Raw genomic sequence first — 22,989 nt, 5'->3', positions numbered from 1 at the left:
TCGCCGGCGTCGTTTGGCTATCCTTGCGGCATGCTTTCGGAAGACATCAGTCGGCGTAAAGTTACCACGGAGGGTCGCGGCTGTCAAGGAAAAGACTGACATTTCGCGCCCTTATGGAGCTGGCTCAAGCTTTGGCCATGAGCCGCACTACTCCGAGAGTCAGTCACTCTCCAGAGTCGCACACTCGCCGCTCCCGGCGCCGATGCTCACCGCGAAAGCGGATGCGGATGGGGTTTCCCTCGAATCCGTATCTTGAACGAAGCTGATTCACCAGGTAGCGTTCATACGAGGTAGAAACCCCATCAGGATCGTTTACGAAAAGAACAAAGGTTGGTGGTTTGCGGCTGACATGGGTGGCGTAGCGGATCAGGATCTGTCGTCCTTTCGCCGACGGAGGAGGATATTCTTCCACCACATGGCGAATGAAGCGATTGAGCTCCCCCGACGGAATCCGGCGGTCCTGTTCTTTCATAACACGCTCGATCAAGGTGAAAATCTTGAAAATGCGTTGCCCGGTAAGAGCCGAGATGAAAAGGACCGGGGCATAGTCGACATGCCTCAGTTGCTCTCGAATACGCCGCAGGTGCTGATCCGCAGCCCGCGCCTCCTTTTCGACAAGATCCCATTTGTTCACGAGGAGGATAAGAGCACACCCCGCCTCGAAGGCATAGCCGGCGATCCGGGCATCCTGCTGTACAACACCACTGGTCGCATCGAGGAGAATAAGCGCAACATCACAGCGCTCTACGCTTTTGATGGCTCGAAGGATACTGTAATACTCGAGAGGATATCCTTTTCGCCCCTTGGACCGGATCCCTGCGGTATCTATAAGAACATACTGACGTCCTTGGTAGGTAAAGGGCGTATCGATAGCATCGCGCGTGGTGCCGGGTTCGGGGCTAACGATGACCCTGGATTCGCCCAGGATTCGATTCACCAGGGAGGACTTCCCGACGTTGGGCCGCCCCACGACAGCGATGGTCACAGCATCCGAGATTACTTGCGCTTCCTCGGACGGTGGCAGGAAACCCAGGAGGTGGTCAAGCAGATCCCCCACTCCCGTCCCATGCTCCGCTGAAACCGGTAGTACTTCAGAAAACCCGAGTCGGTAGAACTCAGCGACAAGGGAGGTTTTCATGGGTGGATCCACCTTGTTGGTTACCAGGACAATATGCTTCTGCAGCATTCGGCGTAACAGAAGGGCGATCTCCTCATCGAGAGGTGTGAGCCCGTCTTGGGCGTCGACGAGAAAAACAATGAGATCCGCGTGCTCCATGGCCAGCTGAGCCTGTTCTACCACCTGCTGGGTTAGAGGTGTGGAGGTCGCTGGCTCAAAGCCACCCGTGTCCACAAGCAAGAAGGATTGCCCTCGCCACTGGACCGTACCGTAATTGCGGTCCCTGGTAACTCCAGGTGTTACCGCCACGATCGCTCGGCGTCCCCCCACCAACCGGTTGAAGAAAGTAGATTTGCCGACGTTGGGGCGGCCCACGATGGCAACGGTGGGCAGTCTTTTCATGCCAATTCGCTCCCTTTACACGTCATCCACGAGTAGCATACTCGATTGGTGAAGGGCACGCAATGCAGACGCAGACCATCACCGCGGTGACACGTACGGATAGCTCTGTCTGCCAGATGGGAATCGAATGAAAGAGGGAAAGCGCGAGGAGGAAATGAACGGACAGGATGGCGTTTTCTAGGCCGGTGAGGTGTTCCGCAAACGCGCGATTAATTCAACCGACCCGCGGTAAACATAGTCAAGGCCGGACGCAACGCTTAAGATCGCCATTCCCCAGAAGAGGGGATCGAGGCGCCCATCCCCCTTCGTCATGACCATGACTGCCAAGACCGTGAGCACCTGCAGAAAGGTGCTCAGCTTCCCGATCACCGACGCTGGATACCCGAAGCGGCCAGTCACCATATAGAGGATGCAGGATCCGATCATCAGCACCAAGTCCCTCCCCACAGCGATTCCCGCAAGCCACATGGGAAGGTGTCCTAGAAACGCCAAGGTGATGAAGGAGGAGCCCATGAGGATCTTATCCACCAGCGGGTCAAGAATTCTTCCAAATTCCGTCGACCCCCGTAATGAGCGGGCCAAAAATCCGTCGAGTCCATCGGTGACTCCGGCCACCAGAAAGAGCATGAGGGCCCAAAAGAATGCTCCATCGAGGAGGAACATGACGATCACGGGCGTTAGAATCAATCGAAGGAAGGTAAGTCCATTGGGAAGATTAAGAATCACCGTTACTGCACCTCGTGTCCGAGATCTGCCGAGGAGATTCTTGAACTCTGCCCCCTCTGCCTCACCACATCAAGGATCTTGACCTCGAACGTCTCAGCCCCGCCTACGTACCTGCCGTTGAGCTCTGGACTCTTCGAGGGACTCCAGCATCTCTGCAATTACAGTCTTGAGTTCGGAAAGGCCTGCACCCGTATTCGCCGAGGTCACCACTGATCGCGGTCTTCGGCTCAGGAATGCGATCGCCTCGGGATGTGGGAGTTTATCTACCTTGTTATAGAGACTGATCAGCGGTTTTGTGGCCATCCCTAGCTCCTCCAGTACCGCTGTCACTGCCTGCTCCTGGTCTTGCCATTGAGGATGAGCGATATCGATCACGTGGAGCAAGAGATCTGAGGCCCGCATCTCCTCCAGCGTGGCCTTGAAGGCCGCCACCAGCTGATGGGGAAGCTTCTTGATGAATCCCACGGTGTCAGAAAGGAGGACCGCGCGCCCGCCGGGCAGGATCACCTTCCGTAAGGTCGGGTCTAGGGTGACAAAGAACTTGTCGGCGACCGGGAGCTTAGCATGAGTCAACGCATTCAACAGAGAGGACTTCCCCGCGTTGGTGTATCCCACAAGGGCCGCGGTCGGTAAGGCCTGTTTCTGGCGACGGCGACGCAGCAGGGCGCGATGGCGCTGCACCTTTTCCAGCTCCTCCTCGATCTTGATGACACGCCGCCGGATCCGGCGACGGTCCACCTCCAGTTTGGTCTCGCCCGGTCCTCGCGTTCCAATTCCGCCACCCAGCCGAGACAGATCGGCTCCATGCCCTGTGAGACGGGGTAACAGATATTTCAGCTGGGCGAGCTCGACCTGGAGCTTTCCCTCCCTTGATCGGGCCCGTTGGGCAAAGATATCCAGGATGAGCCCGGTTCGGTCAATCACCTTGCGCTGGAGTGTCGCTTCGAGATTCCGCTGCTGCGAACCGGTGAGATCGTCGTCAAAGATGACCAGGTCAACCCCCTCTTCGCACAATTCGCGGATATCCTCCGCCTTCCCGCGGCCGATCAGGGTACGGGGATCGGGTACGGACCGCTCCTGAAGGACACGGAACGCCGACTCGGCCCCTGCCGAGACCGCCAGTTGGGCCAGCTCTTCTAAGGACTCCTCTGCCTCCCAGCGGGGCTGATGAGGCTGCTTAAGCCCAATGAGGAGCGCCACTTCTCGCCGGGAACTCGACCATCGTTTCATCGAAGTTGCTCGCGTATCTCCTTGGCCCGTTGAAACTCCTCCATCAAGCCGGCCGCGTCCTGCGTTCTGATCATCTCCTCAAACCGTTGAAGTGCCTTTTGGAATCTGGCGATCGACTCCAGCACCTCCTTCCGATTCCTGATCAAGATATCCCGCCACATGACCGGGTCAGACGCCGCAATCCGAGTAAAGTCGCGAAGTCCGCCAGCGCTGAACCGTAATAGCTCTTCTCCATCCTCCGTGGGACTGAGAAGAGGCGCCATGAGGGTATAGGCGACCACATGGGGGAGATGGCTGACCAGAGCGAAGATTCGATCATGCTGGAACGGATCCATGGGGATCACCCGAGATCCTACCATCTCCCACAGGCGCGTCACCTTTCCCAACGCGTCCGCAGGTGTCCGGGAAGTCGGTGTGAGAACGCATAAGCTATTCCGAAAGAGCCCTGCGCTCGAGGCTTCGGGTCCAGAGCGTTCCGTCCCCGTGATGGGATGACCGCCAACATACGCCCGACCGGCAGGGATTTCTTCTTCTACTTCTGCGACCAAATCTCCCTTGACACTTCCCACATCGGTCACAATAGACCCCCCCGCTAGGTGCGGTGCAATCGCACGAACGACCCCCACGATGGCGCCAACGGGAACGGCAACAACGACCAAATCGGCCCCCTCTACTCCTACTGGCAGATCGTCCGCCTGATCTACGAGACCCAGGCTGAGGGCCTGCTGCAGGTGTGTTTGGTCGACATCCAAGCCTATCACGCGACTCGCGATGCCGTCCCGGCACGCACGTGCGAGACTACCACCAATCAGCCCTACGCCGACTACCGCAATCCGATTAAACAAAGGCCTGTGGCTCACGTCTGACATGCTCTCCTGAACCTTCTTGGCAGTACCGGGCCCAGACGTGACGGACGCCCGTAGAGCGATACCACTCTAGCATCTGGCCCTCGGCCGTCCGATATCAGGAAACGGACAAAATTACAGGGTTCGGCCTACGATAGGTGCCAAGGCTCGGATTTGCTCCATGAGTGTGCTAAACCGGTCGGGAATCAGGGCCTGGGGTCCATCGGACAAAGCCATCTCTGGCTGAGGATGGACCTCGACCATGATCCCGTCTGCACCCACGGCGATGGCCGCCAGGGCGAGAGGAGCAACGAGGTCCCATTTTCCGGTCCCGTGACTCGGATCAACAATCACCGGGAGGTGAGAGAGTTGTTTGAGAGACGGAACCGCGGAAAGATCAAGCGTATTGCGGGTGTAATCCTCGAAGGTCCGGATTCCCCTCTCGCAGAGCACAATATTGTAGTTTCCTTCGGACATGATGTACTCGGCCGACATCAGGAGCTCCTTAATCGTGCAACTCATTCCCCGTTTGAGGAGGACCGGCTTGTGGTGCATGCCAACCTCCTTGAGGAGGCGGAAGTTCTGCATGTTCCTAGCCCCGATCTGTACCATGTCGGCATATTTCATAATCAGTTCAGCATCCCGAGGGTCCATGAGCTCCGTAACCACGGGTAGCCCGGTGACCTCGCGAACCTCGGCCAGATACCTCAACCCCTCCTCCCCCAGTCCCTGGAAGGAATACGGAGAGGTCCGAGGTTTAAATGCCCCTCCCCTGAGCAGCGTCGCGCCCGCCTCTCTGATCTTCTGGGCGGTATCCAGCAGCATCTCGCGCCCCTCCACCGAGCAGGGGCCGGCAATCACGGCTAGGCGCCCTCCTCCTACCGCCACGCCGTTCACCTCTACCACGCTTGGCTCAGTCTTGAAATCTCGGCTGGCAAGTTTAAACGGTTTCAGAATGGTGAGGACTTCCTCGACGCCGGGCAAGGCCTGGAAGGGGACATTTCGAAGGATCCGTTCATCCCCGATGGCGCCAATAATGGTCCGCTCCACCCCCCGAGAGATGTGTGGCTTAAGGCCATGCTGAATAATTCGTTCCACCACCTGGTCGATATCCGTCTGGGTAGCGGCGGATCGCATTACGATGATCATTTCCCACTCCTTCCACCTGGAGGAGTCGAGGGCTTTACCGCAACCTCCATCTCCTCGAGAACCGTACCTAAGGCCTCGATCGCTCGGATATTCTCCTCAGGTGTTCCGATCGTCACACGAATAAATGTGGGGAGATCATATCCCTCCATGGACCGGACGATCACCCCCTTACGGAAAAGAGCAGAAGCAATCGCCGCACCCTCAGCTTTGACATTAACCAGAACGAAGTTGGTCACACTTGGAACATAGGAGAGGCCCAACCCTTCCAGGAGGGACTGCACGCTTTGCCGTCCTGTCTCAGTGATCCGCAGCGTCTCCTCGAGATGGGTCGTATCGTCCAAGGCCGCCACTGCCGCTCTCTGGGCTAACGCATTTACGTTGAAGGGCTGCCGGACCCGGTTCAGGATCTCCGCCATCTCCGGGGGGCCGACCCCATATCCCATCCGAAGTCCTGCCAGACCGTACGCCTTTGAAAAAGTTCTCAGGGCTAGGAGGTAACGTCCCTCCCGGATATACCTGAGGAGATCCGGTTGAAGATGCTGGGGGAGATACTCCCGATAGGCTTCATCAACCACGAGGATGACATGGCCCGGAAGCTCCCGCACAAAATTGTAGAGGTCGGTCACCGGAACACAGGTCCCGGTGGGGTTATTCGGGTTTCCGAGAAAGACCAGCTTTGTCCGTGGTGTCACCGCTTGCAGCATCGCATCCAGATCGTGGGTGAATTCCTTGAGAGGAACTTCTCGGACCTGGCCTCCCACTGCTCGACAGACACTTCGATAGACGATGAAGGCCGGGTGACCCATCACGACCTCATCCTCAGGTCCGACAAAAGCTCGGGTGACAAGCTCCAACAATTCATTACTCCCGTTACCAAAACAGAGTTGTTCCGGTTTGACGCCGAGGCTTCGGCCAAGCGCCTCCCGTAGATTGTGACAGCCCCCATCGGGGTACCGGTGAAGGCCCTGAAGTCCCTCGCGAATGGCTTGCAGAGCCAACGGCGAGGGACCGAGTGGGTTTTCATTGGAAGCGAGCTTGAGCACTTCATCCAAGCCGAGCTCCCGCTGCACTTCCTCGATCGGTCGCCCCGGACTGTAAGGCACCAGTCCCAGAACCTGGGGTCGAGCGAGCTTCTGGAGCTTTTTAACTTCGCGGTTCATCTCTGCCCTTCATCCACGACTCGTCTCCGTCTTTATCCGAGCGAGTCCCCCTTGGCAGCCGCACACATTGTTCTCCACCCTCAACTCTTTGCACGGAGGGGCTCTTTCGGGTAAGAGCCCAAGACCTTCAGGAAGAGGCACTCTTCCCGAAGCCGCTCCAGGGCTGCCTGCACCAGCGCGTCTTCGACATGCCCCTCAAAATCCACATAGAAGATATATTCCCAGACCCGGTACCGAGAGGGTCGCGATTCGATCTTGGTCAAGTTAATCTGATTCTGAGCGAACGGCTCCAGCATTCGGTACAGGGCCCCAACCCGGTCGCGGATTGTGAAGAGGATAGAGGTCTTATCCTGGCCAGTCGCGGAACATGGCTGCTGTCCGATGACAAGGAACCGCGTAAAATTATACGGGCTATCCTCAATCCGGGCCGCCACCACCTTCAAATCGTACAGGCGGCCAGCTAGCTCGGAGGCGATGGCCGCTGCCGTCTCATCCTGGGAGGCGAGCTCGGCCGCTGCGGCTGTTGAGGCAACCTCGAAGAGTGCAATCGACGGCATGTTCGTTTCCAACCACTTTCTGGACTGGGCGATGGCATGGGGATGGGAGTAGATTTTGATGATCTGGCCCTTCTCGCCACCTTTCGAAAGGAGGTGATGGGAAACTTCCATCAGGACTTCGCCACAAATCGTCAAATCGGAGTCGACAAACAGGTCAAGGGTATGACTGACCACCCCCTCGGTCGAGTTCTCGACTGGCACGACCCCATAGTCGGCCTTCCCCTTTCCCACCTCGTTGAAGACCTCTCCGATCCCTCGGAGGGGGACATACTCCGCCAGCAGACCGAAACGTTTCATACAGGCCATATGAGTAAAGGTAGCCTGGGGACCAAGATAGGCCACTTTGAGGGCTTGCTCGAGCGCGAGGCAGGCTGAAAGGATCTCGCGGTAGACGGCCTTGACCCCCCTGCCGGGGAAGGGCCCCCGGTTCTCACGCGTGAGACGATCGATGATCTCCTCCTCCCGCTGAGGGGAGTGGTACGCCATGTTTCCCTTGGCCTTTTCCTCACCGACGCGGACGACGATCTCGGCACGCCGATTCAAGAGCTCAAGGATCTGGCTATCAATGGCGTCGATCTTGCGTCTGAACTCTTCGATTCCCATGGCTCCCTGCTCACCCACACGCACACCTGAGGTTCGAGGCATGGGATGCAAGTGGTTCAAGAATTTTCACTCTGCATCTCCGTTGCTTCAGCCGTCCCCTCCCTCGTAGGGGTGAGAGTCTCAATTTCCTTTAGTGAGGGGAGCTCGCTGAGATTCTGGAAGCCAAAGTACTCTAGGAAGGTCCGGCTGGTCCCATAGAGGATGGGCCGCCCCACATCTCGCTTCCTGCCTACAATCCGGATAAGCCCGCGCTCTATCAGCGTTCTCAGGACACCGTCCACCGTAACTCCCCGAATGGCTTCGACCTCTGCTTTGGTAACCGGTTGCCGGTAGGCAATAATGGCTACCGTCTCTAACGCTGGGCGAGACAGCCTGCTAGGGCGCACCGTTGCCAGCCGGGTAAGCCAGGGGTGGAGGTCAGGACGCGTGGACATTCGAAAGCCCCCGGCAACTTCAATTATTGTCAATCCAGAGCCTTTGTTTTCATATAGTTCCTGAAGATATTTCATGTCGTTTATGATATTTTCTTTGTCTCCCTCTTCGAGCAGTTCCTGTAACTGTGGGATCGAAAGAGGATCCGATGACGCAAAGAGTAGCGCCTCGAGGATGGGAAGATGCCCCCGGCTCATGGCACTGCTCGGGCGATGACGATTTCTCCAAAGGAAAGGGTCTGCCAGACTCGCACCGCGCCCTGCCGAATCAGCTCGAGTAGCCCAAGAAAAGTGACAACAACCAGTGCCCGGTCCGCCTCCGCAGAGAATAGCGCCTCAAAGGGGACCGGCTCCTCTAGCGCCAACCGGTCGAGGATGGCGACCATCCGCTCCCCCGTTGTCAGCGGCCGAGCCATGAGTTCCAAGACGGGCCGGTCCTTTGCACGAGTCAACACGGCTCGAAAAGCATCAAGGAGATCCGCGAGGTCAATTTCCAGTGGTGCTCCGGTAGACGGGAGCTCAACCGGCTCGGAGCGGAGGAAGTATTGTCGCTGCCGATCCTCGTGGAGTGCAAACTCCTCAGAGGCAGTCCTGAAACGCTGGTACTCTACCAGCATGTCCACCAGGGGAGTCCGCGGGTCCTCTTCGAATCCCTCCTCTTCGGTCGGCTCCAGCGGTAACAACATTCGGGATTTGACATAAACCAGTGTCGCCGCCATTACGAGAAACTCCCCCGCTAGCTCTAGATCCAGCTCCTCCATCATACGGAGATACTGGAAATATTCATCGGTGATCCGAGCGATGGGAATGTCATAGATGTCGACCTGGTTGACTCGGACGAGGTGTAAGAGAAGGTCCAGGGGTCCTTCAAAAGCTGGAAGTCTTACCTGGTAGACCATGTCGCCTCCTCCCCCAAGGTTAAATATGGAAGCATCTTTCTCAGGCGCTTGGGACCGATCCCCGGAACTCCTTTCACATCCGAAACGTGCCGGAAGGGACCATGCACTTCGCGAAACCGGACGATCCCTTCGGCCAGTGTCGGACCGATCCCCGGCAGGGTGGCCAGAAGGAATGCCCCCGCACGATTGAGATTGACGCGCAAATCCCTTGCGGATCGGAATACTTCTTGTGTCGGGCGCTCCCCGGCTTGTGACTGCAATTGGACAGCAAACCCCGGCCCTTCCTCCTTCAACACGAGCCCTGAGACAGCCACGAGAGTTAGGATCAGCAGAAGGAGCGCCGCCAAAGCGGCATCTGTGGGGGCGAAGATGCGAAGTCTCATCATTCCCCTATCGGCGGCTCGGTCTGCAGCTCAAAGGCATCGTGGAGAACCCGCACCGCCCGCTCGGTGTCCCGTTCGTCTATCACGCAGGAAACCTTAATTTCCGAGGTGCTGATCATCATAATATTGATTTGTTCTGCCGCCAAGGCCCCAAAGATCTTGGCCGCCACCCCAGAGTGCGTCCGCATTCCCAGCCCCACGATGGATACTTTCGCAATCCGATCATCGCCCAGGACCTGGTCCGCCCCGATCTCCTTGGCCACGCCCTGGACAAGCTCCTTCGCCTTGTGAAAATCGACTCGCGGGACCGTAAAGGAAATATCGGTGTGCCCGTCCTGGCTAATGTTCTGAACGATCATGTCCACCACGACGCCCGCATCTGCCACGTTGCCAAACAGCTTGGCGGCGATCCCGGGGCGGTCGACCACCCGGGTAATGGTGATCTTTGCTTCGTTTTTGTTATACGCAATCCCCGAGACCACGACCCTTTCCATGTCTTGATCCTCCTGGACCACCAACGTCCCTGGACTCTTGGTGAAGCTCGAACGCACGTGGATAGAGACATTGTAGTTCTTGGCATACTCGACCGCCCGTGGCTGCAGCACCTTAGCCCCCAGGCTGGCGATCTCGATCATCTCCTCGTAAGTAATCCGGGAGAGCTTCCGAGCCGTGGGAACCATGCCGGGATCCGCCGTGTAGACCCCTTCCACATCGGTATAGATCTCGCACATGTCTGCGTTCAGGGCAGCGGCCAAGGCCACGGCGGTCAGGTCCGACCCTCCACGGCCAAGGGTCGTGACTTCCTCCTCAGCGTTTACCCCCTGAAACCCTGCCACGATAGCGACCTCGTTTTCCCGGAGCGCGTGCCGGATCCTCTCAACGTCGATATTGACAATCCGGGCCCTGGTGTGCACATTGTCCGTGAGAATGCGCACCTGTGTCCCGGTAAAGGATCGGGCCCTGGCGCCAGAGGCCTGGATGGACAAGGAAAGCAGCCCGATGGCTACCTGTTCTCCCGTGGCAAGGATAACATCCAGCTCCCGTGTATTGGGGGCATCGGTGATCTGATGGGCGAGCTGAAGGAGCCGATTGGTCTCTCCAGCCATAGCCGAGACGACCACCACCACATCATTCCCACTCTCCCGCACCTCAACAATGCCTCTGGCGACCTGTTGGAGCCGTCCAACGTCTCGTACCGAGGTCCCGCCGTATTTCTGAATGATCAAGGCCAACTCAATCTCCTTTCGGCCGAATTGTGCCCCCAAGGCCGAGCTGCCGCCAAAACCGAGCAAAGTAGTCGATTCCAGAAACCACGCTCATGGCGACTGCTACCCCCAGAGCAATACCACCAAGACTAAGGGGGAGACCGGGAACCCGTGAGGTCCCCAGATCAAGGATCAGGAGGCTCACTGCGACGACCTCTGTCACCATCTTGATCTTCCCTAACTGGGAGGCGGCAATGATGAGTCCCTGGGATGCAGCAATGCCTCGAAGCCCAGTGATGGCGATATCCCGGCCGATGATTACCGTGGCCACCCAGGCCGGCACCCGCCCAATCTCCACCAGCGAGATGAGCGCCGCAGCGATGAGCAGTTTGTCGGCGATGGGGTCCAGAAGCTGCCCCAGGGTGGTGACCTGTCTGCGGCTCCTGGCAATTCGACCGTCCAGCCAGTCGGTGAGGACCGCCGCGAGAAAGATAGCCCCCGCCGGATAATTGCGGGGTTCAGCACTCGCGATCAGGAAAACCACAAGGAAGGGAACCAGAAAGATTCGAACCAGGGTGAGCGTATTCGGCAGATTCACTGATGGCCACCTGGCATCACGTGACCGGGCGAACGCGTTCTCCAACCGGGCGCATCTTGCGTAACGGCACCCCCCTCTGCGATAACGAAAGTCCGGTGCCCGAGCAAGCCGTCCTCATTTGCAATGTCATCCAACGGATTCCCGGCCGGTACCAAGGCGGCCTCGCAGGTCCCGGACCCGCGTGCGAATGTCTCGGAACTTCGGTGACTCGCTGTGGATGGATTGGAGTGCCTCGAGCGCCTTTTGTGCGTCCCCCAGTGCCTCATAGGCAGTCGCAAGATCGTAAAGGACTCCCCAACGTTCCTCAGTCCCGTTCTGTGTTGCAGCAAGCCCCTCGAGCAGCTCTTCTACCGCCTGCTCCGGTTCCCCCTTGGCAAGATAGGTGAGGCCCAGGGGACCCGCACATCGGACCCGATTGGCGGCATCGCTAGCGGCCAATCGCAGTTCTTCAATGGCCTCATCGTAGAGTCCTAGGTCCTTATAGGCAATCCCTAGATGGTAATGCGTCTCGTAGTCGGTCACATCGATCTGTTCACGGACCCCTGCCTGGAATTGGTGAAGTAAGTCCTGCACTTCGGGTTCAATGTCCGCAGACGAAGCTTTCTCTTCCAGGGCCAGCTCCTCGTTCAGTTCACCGGCGAGGTCTATGAAATCTCCCTGGACAACTTGCGTGTCAGCAACTTTAAAGACCGTATCTTTCTTTGCGGCCGGCCGACGAGGTTTCTCTTTTGCGGGTGCCGCAATCTTGCGCTCGATCTCCGCTAACTTTTGTTTAGCCACGGTATGCTCTGGGTCCCGTACGAGGATTCGTTGAAAGGCACTTTGCGCCTCCTGCATCATCCCTTGCTGCACGAAGAACTCCGCTTCCTGTAGCTCATCTGTCAGTGTCTGGGACCCAACCACCTCGACCACCTCCTCAACTTGGTCTACAAGAGAGGTCACCTCCTGAGCTCCCCCCGAGGTGTCCATCTCCATAGTGGCAACCTGGGACTCCTCAACGAAATCTGCCGAGACACCCGCCCCTACCATTTCTTCCGCCTCGATGAGACCCTTTTCTCCGGCGGACGGGACTGTTGCGACCTCGGCGGTCTTCGCTTCCTCCTCAGCGAGACGGATAGCGTTGAGCCCCTCAGCGGCTCGGGTCGCTTCGGCCTCCCGTCCATGAGACCTGAATAGGTCCACCACGGCTTCATACAGCTGTCGAGCAACTTCCGCGTGTCCGGACCCGAGGAGACGTTCCCCCAGCGAATTGAGTCCGGTGAGGGACTCCTCCACTCCGCCCGGCCGTGTAAGGATCCCCGCAACCTTCGAGAGGGTCGGGCGATGCGCCGGGTCAACCCGGATCATCTTTTCATAGATCTCCAGGGTCTTGGATAAGTTGCCCCTCCTGAGGTAGTGGTCGGCGATCCCCTGAAACTGCTGTTTGGCTTCTGCGCGGAGGCCTTGCTCGGCATACTGGTCCGCGCAAGCTAACGAAGCCTCGGTATGCGAGGGGTCAAGCTTGAGCACCTTTTTGTAGACCGCGATAGCGCGCACAGTAAGACCATCATCTCGATAGGCTCCGCCTAGGCGCATGAAATAGGTGATGGCCTCGGCCTTATTCCCCATGCGAGCGCAGAGATCCCCCAATGCATTTAACACGTTAGAATCAGCCGGATCCGCCTTTAAGACCGTCTGGTATGCGTCGAAGGCCCGGTCGAGTTTTCCCTGCTGGATGTAAGCCAAGGCCCTTTCAAGGCCCTTTCGCTTGTCTTTATTCACGCAACTTCTCGCTGATCGGCTCTAAGCCTCAAAAATCAAACAATTGCCGGCTTTAGGATACCAGACTTTTGCTACACCTGTCAAGGCGCAACTCAGTCACGGGGCCGTCAGAAGCACCTTCTGAGCCCTATGTTCTATCGGCGAAAGGTCCAATCGCTGGTTCCGTACTGTTTCTGCACCAGAGTCTGAGCCGTCTTCAACTCTCGCGGTGTTAGTTCGCCCAAGTCCAGCCCGACTCCGGCCCCCTCCTCGAACCCAACATGTATGGCCTCAACTAACTCCTCCCACGAGGCGGATCGCCCGAGCACACACCGGAGAGCAGTTGCCCGCATTGCCATCTCCCTCGCCTGTGGAAGGAGTGCAATCCAGGCGGCAAGGTCTATCTCAATCAAGAGGGATCCCTGCTGGAGGAGGGCGTGGTCATACCGCCTTTGTGCCGACCCAACCAACTTTCGTCCATCGACCGTCAGCTCATACCGCGAAGAAGAGTTGAAACAGAGGCCGCCTGCCGCGCCTGCGGCGCGATCGCCCCGGCTCAAGGTCGCCACCACTCCTAATTTTCTCACGGCGAGGAGGAGACATTTGCTTATCCATAGATAGTCTTGAAGGACACCCCGGCTCCCCCGGCGGTTGGGCAGGGCAAGGCTGTAAGTAAGCTCTTGGTCGTGAAGGAGGGCCCGGCCCCCCGTGGGCCGCCGCACTACGGGGACCCCACGCTGATGGCAAGTAGACAGGTCCACTTGCCCGTGAATGGGTTGGTTGTAGCCCAGCGAGACGGTAGGGATGGTCCAGCGGTAGAGACGGAGAGTAGGGGGACTCCAGCCTCGGGCGCAACCGGACGCTAGTACCTCATCGATGGCCATGTTGGTCGGACCATCGCGGGGCTCGTCCAGAATAAAACGCCAGCGGCTTTCGTGCTTCCCCCGCCCGGGAATGCTCATGACTCCGGACATCGAATTACTCTTTATCGATGTCGCGATGCCGCACCCCCACCTCGTGGCCTTCAGCCTCAAACTGGCCGACTAGATACTCGGCGGCGGCTACCGACCTGTGCCGCCCGCCGGTGCAGCCAAGGGCGACGGTGAGATAGGCCCTTCCTTCTTGCAGATAGTAAGGAAATGTAAATCGAAGAAAATTCCAGAGCTGCTCTAGGTACGATCGAGCCCTGGGATTGTCTAGGAGGAACTTGGCAACCTCGGGATTTTGCCCACTAAGCGGCCGCAATTCCTCCTGGAAATGCGGATTGGGGAGGCAGCGGAGATCGAAGATGAGGTCGGCATCGGGGGGGAGACCGTGCCGGTATCCGAAAGAAACCATTGTGATCGTCGTTTTGCTGCCTGGTCGATGGTCGTGAAAGGCGCTGACCAAGAGTCTCCGGAGGTCATGGATGGTAAGGTCACCTGTATCGAGAACCATGTCGGCCTCGGCCTTGAGCTGGGCCATTCGCTGCCGTTCTAGACTGATCCCCTGGAGAATCGACCCCCGCGGCGCGAGGGGATGGGGCCGACGGCTCTCGCTGAACCGCCGGAGCAGGATCTGATCATCCGCCTCCAAGAAGAGGACGCGGACGGCATGTCCGCGCTGCCTTAGGGTGGCCAAGACCTCGTGTAAGGGGCCAAGGAACTCCCCCTCTCGAATGTCGATAACGAAAGCAACGCGGTCGACGTGGCGTTCCGAGTGGGCACAGAGATCTGCGACAGTTGGAATGAGGGAGGCGGGAAGGTTGTCAACGCAAAAAACACCGAGGTCTTCCACGGTCTTGATCGCCTGGCTCTTGCCGGCACCCGACATCCCTGTAATGATGATAAACTCCATGGGTCCCCGGTTGGCCGATTGTCCGCTGTTAACCGCTGAAGCAAACGAGAGGCAGTGGCATCGTTGACTCCTTCCGATGCGCCACCAACGGCTCTTAGGTCTCTGGCTCGATCAAGCCATAGTTGCCCTCATGGCGTCGGTACAACACATTGACCTCATCGGTCCGGGCGTTGCGGAAGACATAAAAGTTGTGACCGAGCAGATCCATCTGCAACATGGCCTCATCGAGTGACATCGGCTTCATGGCAAAGCGCTTGGTCTTCACCACGCGAGGCCCCTCCTCCTCCAGCGGGGATATTGCCATGCCCTGAGTCCTCGCGCTCCGATTGGCATGGCTCACTATCTTCCCCTTATATTTCTGTAACTGGCGTTCCACCTTCTCCATCACCAGATCGATCGAGGAATACAGATCCTCTGTGCTCTCTTCCCCGCGGATAGTGAGGTCCCTCACGTGGAGGGTCACCTCTGCGATCTGACGGTATTTCTGCAAGGACAAAACAATGTGGGCGGACGTGATCTTGTCGAGATACTTCTGGAGCCTCCCCACCTTTTCTTCCGCATATCGCCGGAGGGCCTCGGTGACCTCTAGATTGCGCCCGGTGAGAAAGATCTGCATGTTTTTGTAACCTCCTGAGCAAAAGGAACCAGCGGGAAGGGGACCGGAGGGAGACTAGTATCTCCGACGCCGGCTGGAGGAAGGGATCTTGAGTTGTCCCCGATACTTGGCGACGGTCCGGCGGGCGATCTCAATGCCCTGTTGTCTCAAGATCTCTACGACCTTCTGGTCAGAGAGAGGCTTGCCTGTATCTTCTCCAGTGAGGAGCCTTCGGACCAGCTCCTTGACTGTGAGGGAGGAAACCGACCCGCCATCTACGGCCTGGACTCCTCGATGGAAAAAGTACTTGAGCTCGAAGAGACCTTCGGGGGTGTGAACATACTTGCTCGTAGTGACCCGACTCACCGTAGACTCGTGCATACTAATATCCTCGGCCACCTCCTTGAGTGTCAGCGGCCGCATGCGAGTGATACCGTTTTCCAAGAAGTCTCGTTGAAACTTCACAATCGATTCGGTTACTTTGAACAAAGTGCGCTGACGCTGCTCAATGGAGCGGATGAGCCACAGGGCAGACCGCATCTTGCCCTCGACATAGTCCCGGGTCTCCCTGGAACCCGAGCGTCCCTTGCTCAACAGTCCGCGGTAGTAAGAGCTGATTCTGAGGCGGGGAAGACCATCATCGTTGAGGACTACTACAAAGCGATCATCAACCTTCAGGATAAAGACATCGGGGGTAATGTATCGGGGTTCCTCGGTGCTAAAGGTACGCCCCGGCTTCGGTTCGAGAGAACAGATCAGGAGGAGCGCATCTTGTATCGACTTCACCGGGACCTTCAGCTTATCTGCAATCCTCGTCAGATGGCGCCCTTCGAGTTCTGCCAAGTGATCGGCGACCAGGGTGCCCGCCAGGGCGACCTCTGCTCCATCCTTCAGACTATCGAGCTGAAGGACGAGACACTCCCGGAGGTCTCGCGCGGCCACCCCGACGGGATCGAAGCTCTGAACCAGCCGGAGACCCTCCTCTATCACAGTTAGATCTACCGACCTACTCTCCTTCAGTTCTTCCAGGCATACATTCAGGTACCCGTTTTCATCGAGATTTCCTATAATCTCGGTGGCCCACTCGATCATGACCGGATCCGAGGTGGAAAGGTGAAGCTGAAAGAGAAGGTGATCCGACAAGGAGCGGGGACGGGTTAGGCGTTCCTCTGAAGACCAGCCTTCGACCTCTTCCCGGGGAAACTCCCGGCGATAGTCTGAGGCGTCCTGCAGATAGCTCTCCCAGTCAAAATCGCTGAGGGGGTCCTCACTTCGTTCCCCCTCTTCCTCCCCTTCCTTTCCTTCCCCCGTCCCCTCCGCCGGGAGTTGGGCATCCTCCTCAAGCTCTTCTTCCAGAAGTGGATTCTGTTCCAGTTCCTGCGTTACCGTCTGGAGGAGCTCCAGCCGCGACAGCTGCAGCAGCCCGATCGCCTGCTGCAGCGATTGAGTCATGATCATCCGCTGGGTCTGACGAAGGCTAAGCCGGAGTTCCATAGCCATAGCTGCTCAAATCACTGTTGGTGGTTGCCCTTTCGCCCAAATCTCTCGGTGGTTCCCTCGTATTATCCCTGCTCACAGGCGCCTCGCGTCATCTACCATCAGCCTACAGGGTAAAACGCTCCCCGAGATAAATCTCCCGCGCCTTCTGGTCGGCGGCCAGCTCAGAAGCGGTCCCGGACAGCAATACCTCACCATGATGAATGATATAAGCGTGGTCAACAATTTGCAATGTTTCTCGCACATTGTGGTCGGTAACGAGGAGACCAATACCCCTGCTCCTGAGTTGCATTAACAGGGTCTGAATATCATACACGGCGATGGGATCGATACCGGAAAATGGCTCATCCAGGAGGATAAAAGCCGGCGACGTCGCCAGAGAGCGTGCGATTTCCGTGCGCCGTCGTTCACCACCGGAGAGACTATAGGCGGGTGCCTCGGCGAGGTGAGCGATGTTCAGCTCGTGGAGCAAATCATCCAGACGCTTCATCCGTTCCGCCTCACTCAAGGGAAGGATCTCAAGGACGGCCATCAGATTCTCCCTGACCGTCAGCCGCCGGAAGACCGATGCCTCCTGGGGAAGAAATCCCATCCCGCGCTGCGCTCGCTGGTAGACTGGAAGGTTGGTAATCTCCTCCCCGTCTAGCAAGACACGTCCGCCATCCGGTTGGAGAAGGCCAAGGATCATATAAAAAGTGGTCGTCTTCCCCGCGCCATTTGGTCCCAAAAGGCCGACCACCTCCCCCGGTCGGATGGCTAAACTGACCCCGGAAACAACCCTTCTCCCCCGGAAGGCCTTGACCAACTTCTCCGCTCGAAGACCATCCTCTGGAATGTCCGTCCCAGACCTGACGGAAGATCGCTGATTCACCAGCCAGATTCACCTCGCCTGCCGCGGCTGCCGCTTGGGGTAGATGACGGCGGTTACTCGTTCGCTTCCATCCCCCTCGACCACCTGGCGGTCCTCTTTGAAATACAGGATGATTCGCGTCCCACTCACCGTGTTTCCTTCCTGTGAGGCCCTGGGGTGCCCCTCCAGAACCACCTTCTCTTGGGGGATGTAATAGATGGCCCGTTCGGAGATCACCTTGGTTCCGTCGCTACGGGAAATCTGGACCTGACCGATCGCCACCATGCGTTCAACCGCTTCCATCTTCTCATCAAAGGTAAACTCCATCCGATCGGCGGTGACCGTAAAATCGGCCATTTTCGCCACGACATTTCCCGTATAAACCGCTCGGCGCTCTTTTCTGCTCACCTCCAGTCGATCCGCGGTAACGGTCGTAGGCCCCTCGGGCTCCCTCCCTTTTAAGGACGGGGCCTGGGCTGCCAGTGCGGACGTTCCGCAGAGGAGCAACAGGACACAGCCCACCCAACCCGCTAGTCGAGTCATCGACCGGGCTCCTGTTTTCTCGACAGCGTGATCAGAGTCGTGACCGGCTTGCGGATGGTCATGTGCTCCAAGATCGTGTCGGCCACCATCCCCTTCCCCCGGATCTCCAACCCCGCCTTTTTGATCACAACCGGAGCATCGGTGCTGATCTGCCGTTTTCCCGCAGACCAGGTGAGGTGTTCGGTGGAAAACTTCATCCCTTTGCTGGACTCGGACCGGACATGGCCGAAGAGCTGCAAATCTTTTGTCGTAAGGTCCACGACCGCCTTGTCGGCAAGAGTAGTTAACGATTCCTTACCATTATGAATAACGATCCGCACGGGGTGAACCACCCGAGTGAGAATGACGATTCCTCGATCCTCAAAGATCTCTCCTTTGTCTGCCTCAACCTCCCAAAGCGGCTTTCCCATTCGCGACTCGGTCATCCGAATCCGGTCGATGGTTGCATCGGGTGATGAGCTCGGCGACGCGGCAATGCCGGGTCTGCTGTGCCCTTCTGCCCCTGCCAGGAGAGAAAGTCCAACGACACCCATCCCCACGAGGGCACCCATGACCGCCAGGTTGGACAATGAGAATCGCATACTTTTTCCAGTATATCACACGGGGGGCCGACAAGTGAAGGAGGAAGCCAGCGATCATGCCACGAGCGTGGCAGGAGGGGGGGGATTAGGCGAAGGCACTGAGCCCGGTGATGTCCCTGCCCAAAATGAGGGTGTGGATCTCGTGCGTCCCCTCGTAGGTGTACAGCGTCTCGAGATTTAGCATATGGCGAATAACCGGGTACTCATCCACAATACCAGCGGCCCCCAAGATCTCCCGGGCCTGCCGGGCGATCTCCCGGGCCTTCTCCACATTGTTCATCTTGGCCAGAGAGATCTGGGTGTGATGGATCTGTTTTGCTTGCTTTAATTGGCCAAGCCGAAGACACAGAAGCTGCGCCTTGGTAATTTCCGTGAGCATATACACCAGCTTCTGTTGCACCAGCTGAAATGCGGCGATCGGCCGACCAAACTGGACCCGGGCCTTGGCGTACTTGAGGGCAACGTCGTAGCAAGCCATGGCCGCCCCCACAGCCCCCCAAGCGATGCCGTATCTCGCCTGGCTCAGACACATGAAAGCCGCCTTTACTCCCTGCTCGCTTCCGGGCAGCAGATTTTTCCTGGGAATAGGGCACTCTTGGAAGATGAGTTCGGAGGTCACGGAGGCTCGCAAGGAGAACTTCCCATGGATCTCCCTCGCGGTGAACCCCGGTGTCCCCTTTTCCACCAAGAAGCCCCGAATTCCTTCGTCGGTCCGCGCCCAAACCACTGCAACATCAGCTATCGTCCCATTGGTAATCCACAGCTTGCTCCCATTCAGGATGTAGTCATCGCCCCTTCGGATAGCCTTCGTTACCATACTTTCAGGGTCGGATCCGTGGTCGGGCTCGGTGAGGCCGAAGCACCCGACCTTTTCCCCCTTGGCAAGGCGAGGAAGCCACTCCTTCTTCTGCGCCTCTGTCCCAAAGGCGTAGATCGGATACATGACGAGCGCCCCTTGGACGGCTGCGAAGCTTCTGAGCCCACTGTCCCCTCGTTCGAGCTCCTGCATGATCAGTCCGTAAGCCACTTCAGAAATTCCAGGACACCCGTAACCCTGAAGGTTGGCTCCCAGGACTCCCAACTCGCCTAGGCGGGGGATGAGTCCGACAGGAAATGTCCCCTGCCGGTGATGGGTCTCGATGATCGGAAGCACTTCTGCATCGACGAAATCGCGCACCGTGTCACGGATCAAACGCTCTCCATCACTGTACAACTCGTTCACCCGATAGTAGTCAAGGCCGACAAATGATTCCATATCCATACCCGGAAGAGAGGAAAATGGAGAAGACCGTTCGAGGGAGGAAAATACCGTAGCCGCCCAGGGAAGACAAATTTCCCACACTCCCTGAGGGAGGAGAGAAAAATTTCTGGGTCCGCGATCGTCAGGTGGCTGGCACCTCTACCACCCTCATTCGCGGTTTCCTTCTTTTTGACGACGAGCCCCGATGATACGAACTCCTTCGACGCAGATTATAACACTATGAAGACAGCTGGGGGGACTTCCCCCCAGCGAGGCACCCCTATTTCTTCTTCTTCTTGGGGGCAGCCTTGGCCTTCGTCTTCTTTGCTGCAGCTTTCCTCTTCGTTGCCACCCTTTCTCACCCCCTTTCCTCGCAGGTCTTTACCCGCGACCTTGTGAGGTATCGCTCCTATTTCTTCTTCTTGGTGGTTTTCTTCTTGGCTGCCTTCTTGGCTTTGCCTGCGGCTTTCTTTTTCTTCTTGGCCACTCTTTCTCACCCCCTTTCCTCGGAATCTTCCCCCGCGACCCTGTCCGGGGGATCTCACAATAACGGCATCTGAAGCTCTTTCGCATAGACGTGCTTGGTCACGACTCCGACTAAGTGCTCTGCGAGATTCAGCGTTGCCTCTAGCTCATAATGAGAAATCGGCCGATCTGCCGCCTCCAAAAAATGCTGCCCTTTCTTTCGCACTTGGTCAAGGTCGTTCACCATCGAAGCTTCGCCTTCACCGACAAGGTACCCCGCCATCTGGAGGAGCGTTCGTGCCTGCTCCCGCCCCCGAGGACGAAGGCCCTCTACCAACGCGAGGGCCCGGGCTGCTCGGAGAATAGCATGGGCGGCAATGAGGTAAGCCCATTCCGGATCGGTTCCCACCATGGCCTGAGCGGTCTTCAGGTCTTTGTGAGCCCTTGCCATTAGACGGCTCCCCCGGTGCAAGTCGGGTGCCACCGCTTCTACCAGCCCTTTCGCCTTTAGGTGTTCAAAGATCATGCGCTGTCCCGATCAGCAGAGTGGTCCTTCCCTGTAGCACCTCCCGCAGGAAAGGATCTCCCTCTGTCTTCCGCCGCTGATACTCGCCCTCGTCAAAGACCAGGTAATTGACACTCCGCCCGAGGCGCAACTCCAGATCCGCCACGACCCGATTTAATCGAGCCATGTGGGCGCGCCCCACCACTAACACATCAATGGCTTCTCCCTGAGTGGCCTCATGGTTGCCAAAGATGAATGCGGTCCGGATTCCTGAAATACCCCGAAGCGCCTCGCCAATCGCCTGAGGTATTCCACGGGTCTTATCGATGATCGCCTTCAATTCTGGATACAGGGGAAAGGACTTCTCGACAGTGTAATACCGGAGATTGCCAACCTTCGTGCTCGTCAGCAGGCCTGCCTTTTCCAAATTATCTAGCTCCCGCTTAATTCCCGAGATATCGCGTCGAAGCTCTCGGGCAATTTCCCTCACGTAGAACCGTTGGTCCGGCCGGGTCAAGAATAACTCGAGCATTGCTACTCGGGTTTCGGACGAAAATAGTTGAACCAACATCTCGCTCCAACCCCATGATGAAATAAATACATCAAGCGATAGCTTTTTGTCAACATAATTTTACACCTATTTCAAAAAAATAAGCTGCCATCAAAAGATATCTCTCCTCGGGTGATAGGCTGCTTGAACAGAGGTGGCCAATCCTCAGGAAGGAAAGTGATCTCTTTCCGGTAGAAATAGGGTTTCCGTAACAGGAGGGCCTTCAAAGGCAAGCGGGTATTGGAGTCCTCGCCCATCATGGGGTACTCATGGCTCCTCCCGTGTCACCCCCAGTACTCCCCTTGGACAAGTCTGCCTCCCCAAAGAATAGGGGACGCTCGAAGCTCCGGTGAAAGATGGTCCAGCCCTCCCGGTGGGGATCGGGGTGGCGTTTGGCCAGCTTCAAGAAGAGGTTGACTTTCCCATCCAGGTTCTCCACCGCGTGGAGAATCAGGGCTTCCAACGTTTTTGGTCGCCGCGGCGACCCCCACTCGTACTGGCCGTGATGGCTCAGGATGTTGTGCAACAGCTCCATCCGCACCAGAGGCGGGAAATCGGGGATCTGCAGAATCTGCTCCTCTACAAACAGCACTCCTTGCGTAATGTGACCGAGAAGCCGCCCCTCATCGGAGTAATCGAACCCACGATCCCACGTGAGTTCAAAGATCTTTCCCACGTCATGCAGGATCGCACTGGCGAGGAGCAAATCACGATCGACCGCCTCCCCATAGTGAGCGGCGATGGTTTCGCACAGCTGCACCACGGACACCGTATGCTCCAGTAGACCTCCCAGGTACGCATGGTGGAGTCCTTTGGCTGCTGGGGCACCGGCAAAGGCCTCGCGAAAACCCTCCCCCTCAAAAATCCGAGAAAGGAGCTGCTTCAGGGGTTCGCTCGTGAAAGTGTTGACCGTCTCCTGGAGAAAGGCGAGCAACGAGGTTACATCCGCTTCGGTGGTGGGCAGAAAATCTTCCAAAGCGGCCTCGCCCTCTCGAGCTGGGCGCAGCCGGTGAATGGTGAGCTGCATCTCTCCCTGATAGCTTCCGACGATGCCTTGTACCTTTACCAGATCCCCCTCTCGAATCCGCTCTCCGACCTCTTCCAGGTCTTCCCACATCACCGCCGGGAGTTCACCTGTCTGATCTGCCACGAGGAGGGTTAAGAAGGGTTCGCCCGTCTTGCGGAGGCGGTGTTGAGGATTTCGTACCAAAAAGAATGAGGTCACAGTCTCGTTGAGCTTCAGATCTTTGACAGCCACCCGCTCCCCCATCACTCTCTTCCC

25 protein-coding genes are annotated in these 22,989 nt (G+C 57.6%); all 25 read right to left on the bottom strand.

The annotated features are described in order from the left end of the window. Nucleotides 1-163: 163 nt before the first annotated feature. The 25 genes from der to O6929_07565 all read right to left on the bottom strand — a co-directional run bounded on the left by der (nucleotide 164) and on the right by O6929_07565 (nucleotide 22,977). Nucleotides 164-1,519: a ribosome biogenesis GTPase Der gene (gene der / locus O6929_07685; protein MCZ6480267.1), complete on the bottom strand. Its 1,356-nt coding sequence runs from the start codon at nucleotides 1,517-1,519 to the stop codon at nucleotides 164-166. Between the two features lie 177 nt (nucleotides 1,520-1,696). Further along, nucleotides 1,697-2,245, bottom strand: coding sequence for a CDP-diacylglycerol--glycerol-3-phosphate 3-phosphatidyltransferase (pgsA, locus tag O6929_07680; GenBank protein ID MCZ6480266.1), 549 nt, complete (start codon nucleotides 2,243-2,245; stop codon nucleotides 1,697-1,699). A gap of 93 nt (nucleotides 2,246-2,338) precedes the next feature. Continuing rightward, the gene (gene hflX, locus O6929_07675) at nucleotides 2,339-3,475 is read right to left on the bottom strand and encodes a GTPase HflX (protein MCZ6480265.1); all 1,137 of its coding nucleotides are present in this window, start codon (nucleotides 3,473-3,475) and stop codon (nucleotides 2,339-2,341) included. After that, nucleotides 3,472-4,344: a prephenate dehydrogenase/arogenate dehydrogenase family protein gene (locus O6929_07670; protein MCZ6480264.1), complete on the bottom strand. Its 873-nt coding sequence runs from the start codon at nucleotides 4,342-4,344 to the stop codon at nucleotides 3,472-3,474. The genes hflX and O6929_07670 overlap by 4 nt, the downstream gene beginning before the upstream one ends. Before the next feature lie 111 nt (nucleotides 4,345-4,455). Beyond that, nucleotides 4,456-5,469: a 3-deoxy-7-phosphoheptulonate synthase gene (gene aroF, locus O6929_07665; protein MCZ6480263.1), complete on the bottom strand. Its 1,014-nt coding sequence runs from the start codon at nucleotides 5,467-5,469 to the stop codon at nucleotides 4,456-4,458. Next, nucleotides 5,466-6,629: a histidinol-phosphate transaminase gene (gene hisC, locus O6929_07660; GenBank protein MCZ6480262.1), complete on the bottom strand. Its 1,164-nt coding sequence runs from the start codon at nucleotides 6,627-6,629 to the stop codon at nucleotides 5,466-5,468. Before hisC ends, aroF begins: the two co-directional genes overlap by 4 nt. Before the next feature lie 80 nt (nucleotides 6,630-6,709). Next, entirely contained in the window at nucleotides 6,710-7,789 is a 1,080-nt protein-coding gene (gene pheA, locus O6929_07655; protein MCZ6480261.1) for a prephenate dehydratase, read from the bottom strand. 56 nt (nucleotides 7,790-7,845) lie between these two features. Continuing rightward, the gene (gene scpB / locus O6929_07650) at nucleotides 7,846-8,418 is read right to left on the bottom strand and encodes an SMC-Scp complex subunit ScpB (protein ID MCZ6480260.1); all 573 of its coding nucleotides are present in this window, start codon (nucleotides 8,416-8,418) and stop codon (nucleotides 7,846-7,848) included. Further along, nucleotides 8,415-9,119 carry a segregation/condensation protein A gene (locus tag O6929_07645; GenBank protein MCZ6480259.1) on the bottom strand — a complete coding sequence of 235 codons (705 nt, stop codon included), beginning with the start codon at nucleotides 9,117-9,119 and terminating at the stop codon, nucleotides 8,415-8,417. The genes scpB and O6929_07645 overlap by 4 nt, the downstream gene beginning before the upstream one ends. Beyond that, nucleotides 9,104-9,502 (bottom strand): helix-hairpin-helix domain-containing protein, encoded by a 399-nt coding sequence (locus tag O6929_07640; GenBank protein MCZ6480258.1) that lies wholly within the window; start codon nucleotides 9,500-9,502, stop codon nucleotides 9,104-9,106. Before O6929_07640 ends, O6929_07645 begins: the two co-directional genes overlap by 16 nt. After that, nucleotides 9,502-10,734, bottom strand: a complete 1,233-nt coding sequence (locus tag O6929_07635; protein MCZ6480257.1) for an aspartate kinase — start codon at nucleotides 10,732-10,734, stop codon at nucleotides 9,502-9,504. Before O6929_07635 ends, O6929_07640 begins: the two co-directional genes overlap by 1 nt. A 1-nt stretch (nucleotide 10,735) precedes the next feature. Then, a complete protein-coding gene (pgsA, locus tag O6929_07630; protein MCZ6480256.1) occupies nucleotides 10,736-11,305 on the bottom strand; it encodes a CDP-diacylglycerol--glycerol-3-phosphate 3-phosphatidyltransferase in 570 nt (189 codons plus the stop codon). Nucleotides 11,306-11,431: 126 nt separating this feature from the next. Then, nucleotides 11,432-13,066 carry a tetratricopeptide repeat protein gene (locus O6929_07625; protein MCZ6480255.1) on the bottom strand — a complete coding sequence of 545 codons (1,635 nt, stop codon included), beginning with the start codon at nucleotides 13,064-13,066 and terminating at the stop codon, nucleotides 11,432-11,434. Nucleotides 13,067-13,200: 134 nt separating this feature from the next. Beyond that, on the bottom strand, nucleotides 13,201-14,019 hold the full coding sequence (locus O6929_07620; GenBank protein MCZ6480254.1) for a lipoate--protein ligase family protein: 819 nt from the start codon (nucleotides 14,017-14,019) through the stop codon (nucleotides 13,201-13,203). 4 nt (nucleotides 14,020-14,023) lie between these two features. Further along, complete coding sequence (gene rapZ, locus O6929_07615) at nucleotides 14,024-14,881, bottom strand: RNase adapter RapZ (GenBank protein ID MCZ6480253.1); 858 nt, start codon at nucleotides 14,879-14,881, stop codon at nucleotides 14,024-14,026. A 94-nt stretch (nucleotides 14,882-14,975) separates the two neighbouring features. Then, nucleotides 14,976-15,497 carry a ribosome-associated translation inhibitor RaiA gene (raiA, locus tag O6929_07610; protein ID MCZ6480252.1) on the bottom strand — a complete coding sequence of 174 codons (522 nt, stop codon included), beginning with the start codon at nucleotides 15,495-15,497 and terminating at the stop codon, nucleotides 14,976-14,978. Between the two features lie 54 nt (nucleotides 15,498-15,551). Further along, nucleotides 15,552-16,976 (bottom strand): RNA polymerase factor sigma-54, encoded by a 1,425-nt coding sequence (rpoN, locus tag O6929_07605; GenBank protein ID MCZ6480251.1) that lies wholly within the window; start codon nucleotides 16,974-16,976, stop codon nucleotides 15,552-15,554. A gap of 103 nt (nucleotides 16,977-17,079) precedes the next feature. After that, nucleotides 17,080-17,808: an LPS export ABC transporter ATP-binding protein gene (lptB, locus tag O6929_07600; protein MCZ6480250.1), complete on the bottom strand. Its 729-nt coding sequence runs from the start codon at nucleotides 17,806-17,808 to the stop codon at nucleotides 17,080-17,082. A gap of 45 nt (nucleotides 17,809-17,853) precedes the next feature. Beyond that, a complete protein-coding gene (gene lptA, locus O6929_07595) occupies nucleotides 17,854-18,366 on the bottom strand; it encodes a lipopolysaccharide transport periplasmic protein LptA (protein ID MCZ6480249.1) in 513 nt (170 codons plus the stop codon). Next, nucleotides 18,363-18,947: an LPS export ABC transporter periplasmic protein LptC gene (gene lptC / locus O6929_07590; protein MCZ6480248.1), complete on the bottom strand. Its 585-nt coding sequence runs from the start codon at nucleotides 18,945-18,947 to the stop codon at nucleotides 18,363-18,365. Before lptC ends, lptA begins: the two co-directional genes overlap by 4 nt. 85 nt (nucleotides 18,948-19,032) lie before the next feature. Next, on the bottom strand, nucleotides 19,033-20,202 hold the full coding sequence (locus tag O6929_07585; protein ID MCZ6480247.1) for an acyl-CoA dehydrogenase family protein: 1,170 nt from the start codon (nucleotides 20,200-20,202) through the stop codon (nucleotides 19,033-19,035). Between the two features lie 215 nt (nucleotides 20,203-20,417). Next, nucleotides 20,418-20,684, bottom strand: coding sequence for a hypothetical protein (locus O6929_07580; protein ID MCZ6480246.1), 267 nt, complete (start codon nucleotides 20,682-20,684; stop codon nucleotides 20,418-20,420). 44 nt (nucleotides 20,685-20,728) lie between these two features. Then, complete coding sequence (locus O6929_07575; protein ID MCZ6480245.1) at nucleotides 20,729-21,103, bottom strand: hypothetical protein; 375 nt, start codon at nucleotides 21,101-21,103, stop codon at nucleotides 20,729-20,731. A 64-nt stretch (nucleotides 21,104-21,167) separates the two neighbouring features. Beyond that, complete coding sequence (locus O6929_07570) at nucleotides 21,168-21,728, bottom strand: winged helix-turn-helix domain-containing protein (GenBank protein ID MCZ6480244.1); 561 nt, start codon at nucleotides 21,726-21,728, stop codon at nucleotides 21,168-21,170. Between the two features lie 235 nt (nucleotides 21,729-21,963). Further along, nucleotides 21,964-22,977 carry an HD domain-containing protein gene (locus O6929_07565; GenBank protein ID MCZ6480243.1) on the bottom strand — a complete coding sequence of 338 codons (1,014 nt, stop codon included), beginning with the start codon at nucleotides 22,975-22,977 and terminating at the stop codon, nucleotides 21,964-21,966. Nucleotides 22,978-22,989: the final 12 nt, after the last annotated feature.

It is taken from the genome of Candidatus Methylomirabilota bacterium (assembly GCA_027293415.1).
In the GTDB taxonomy this organism is placed as follows: Bacteria; Methylomirabilota; Methylomirabilia; order Methylomirabilales; family CSP1-5; genus CSP1-5.
Note: the sequence above shows the minus strand (reverse complement) of the source record. Positions and strands in the feature narration are given on the sequence as shown.

What these genes read in the sequence shown, in the direction of transcription:
- der (MCZ6480267.1), bottom strand. Translation starts at nt 1,519, where the DNA reads ATGAAAAGACTGCCCACCGTTGCCATCGTGGGCCGCCCCAACGTCGGC.
- hflX (MCZ6480265.1), bottom strand. Translation starts at nt 3,475, where the DNA reads ATGAAACGATGGTCGAGTTCCCGGCGAGAAGTGGCGCTCCTCATTGGG.
- O6929_07670 (MCZ6480264.1), bottom strand. Translation starts at nt 4,344, where the DNA reads ATGTCAGACGTGAGCCACAGGCCTTTGTTTAATCGGATTGCGGTAGTC.
- aroF (MCZ6480263.1), bottom strand. Translation starts at nt 5,469, where the DNA reads ATGATCATCGTAATGCGATCCGCCGCTACCCAGACGGATATCGACCAG.
- hisC (MCZ6480262.1), bottom strand. Translation starts at nt 6,629, where the DNA reads ATGAACCGCGAAGTTAAAAAGCTCCAGAAGCTCGCTCGACCCCAGGTT.
- pheA (MCZ6480261.1), bottom strand. Translation starts at nt 7,789, where the DNA reads ATGGGAATCGAAGAGTTCAGACGCAAGATCGACGCCATTGATAGCCAG.
- scpB (MCZ6480260.1), bottom strand. Translation starts at nt 8,418, where the DNA reads ATGAGCCGGGGGCATCTTCCCATCCTCGAGGCGCTACTCTTTGCGTCA.
- O6929_07645 (MCZ6480259.1), bottom strand. Translation starts at nt 9,119, where the DNA reads ATGGTCTACCAGGTAAGACTTCCAGCTTTTGAAGGACCCCTGGACCTT.
- O6929_07640 (MCZ6480258.1), bottom strand. Translation starts at nt 9,502, where the DNA reads ATGAGACTTCGCATCTTCGCCCCCACAGATGCCGCTTTGGCGGCGCTC.
- O6929_07620 (MCZ6480254.1), bottom strand. Translation starts at nt 14,019, where the DNA reads ATGTCCGGAGTCATGAGCATTCCCGGGCGGGGGAAGCACGAAAGCCGC.
- rapZ (MCZ6480253.1), bottom strand. Translation starts at nt 14,881, where the DNA reads ATGGAGTTTATCATCATTACAGGGATGTCGGGTGCCGGCAAGAGCCAG.
- raiA (MCZ6480252.1), bottom strand. Translation starts at nt 15,497, where the DNA reads ATGCAGATCTTTCTCACCGGGCGCAATCTAGAGGTCACCGAGGCCCTC.
- rpoN (MCZ6480251.1), bottom strand. Translation starts at nt 16,976, where the DNA reads ATGGCTATGGAACTCCGGCTTAGCCTTCGTCAGACCCAGCGGATGATC.
- lptA (MCZ6480249.1), bottom strand. Translation starts at nt 18,366, where the DNA reads ATGACTCGACTAGCGGGTTGGGTGGGCTGTGTCCTGTTGCTCCTCTGC.
- lptC (MCZ6480248.1), bottom strand. Translation starts at nt 18,947, where the DNA reads ATGCGATTCTCATTGTCCAACCTGGCGGTCATGGGTGCCCTCGTGGGG.
- O6929_07585 (MCZ6480247.1), bottom strand. Translation starts at nt 20,202, where the DNA reads ATGGAATCATTTGTCGGCCTTGACTACTATCGGGTGAACGAGTTGTAC.
- O6929_07575 (MCZ6480245.1), bottom strand. Translation starts at nt 21,103, where the DNA reads ATGGCAAGGGCTCACAAAGACCTGAAGACCGCTCAGGCCATGGTGGGA.
- O6929_07570 (MCZ6480244.1), bottom strand. Translation starts at nt 21,728, where the DNA reads ATGTTGGTTCAACTATTTTCGTCCGAAACCCGAGTAGCAATGCTCGAG.
- O6929_07565 (MCZ6480243.1), bottom strand. Translation starts at nt 22,977, where the DNA reads ATGGGGGAGCGGGTGGCTGTCAAAGATCTGAAGCTCAACGAGACTGTG.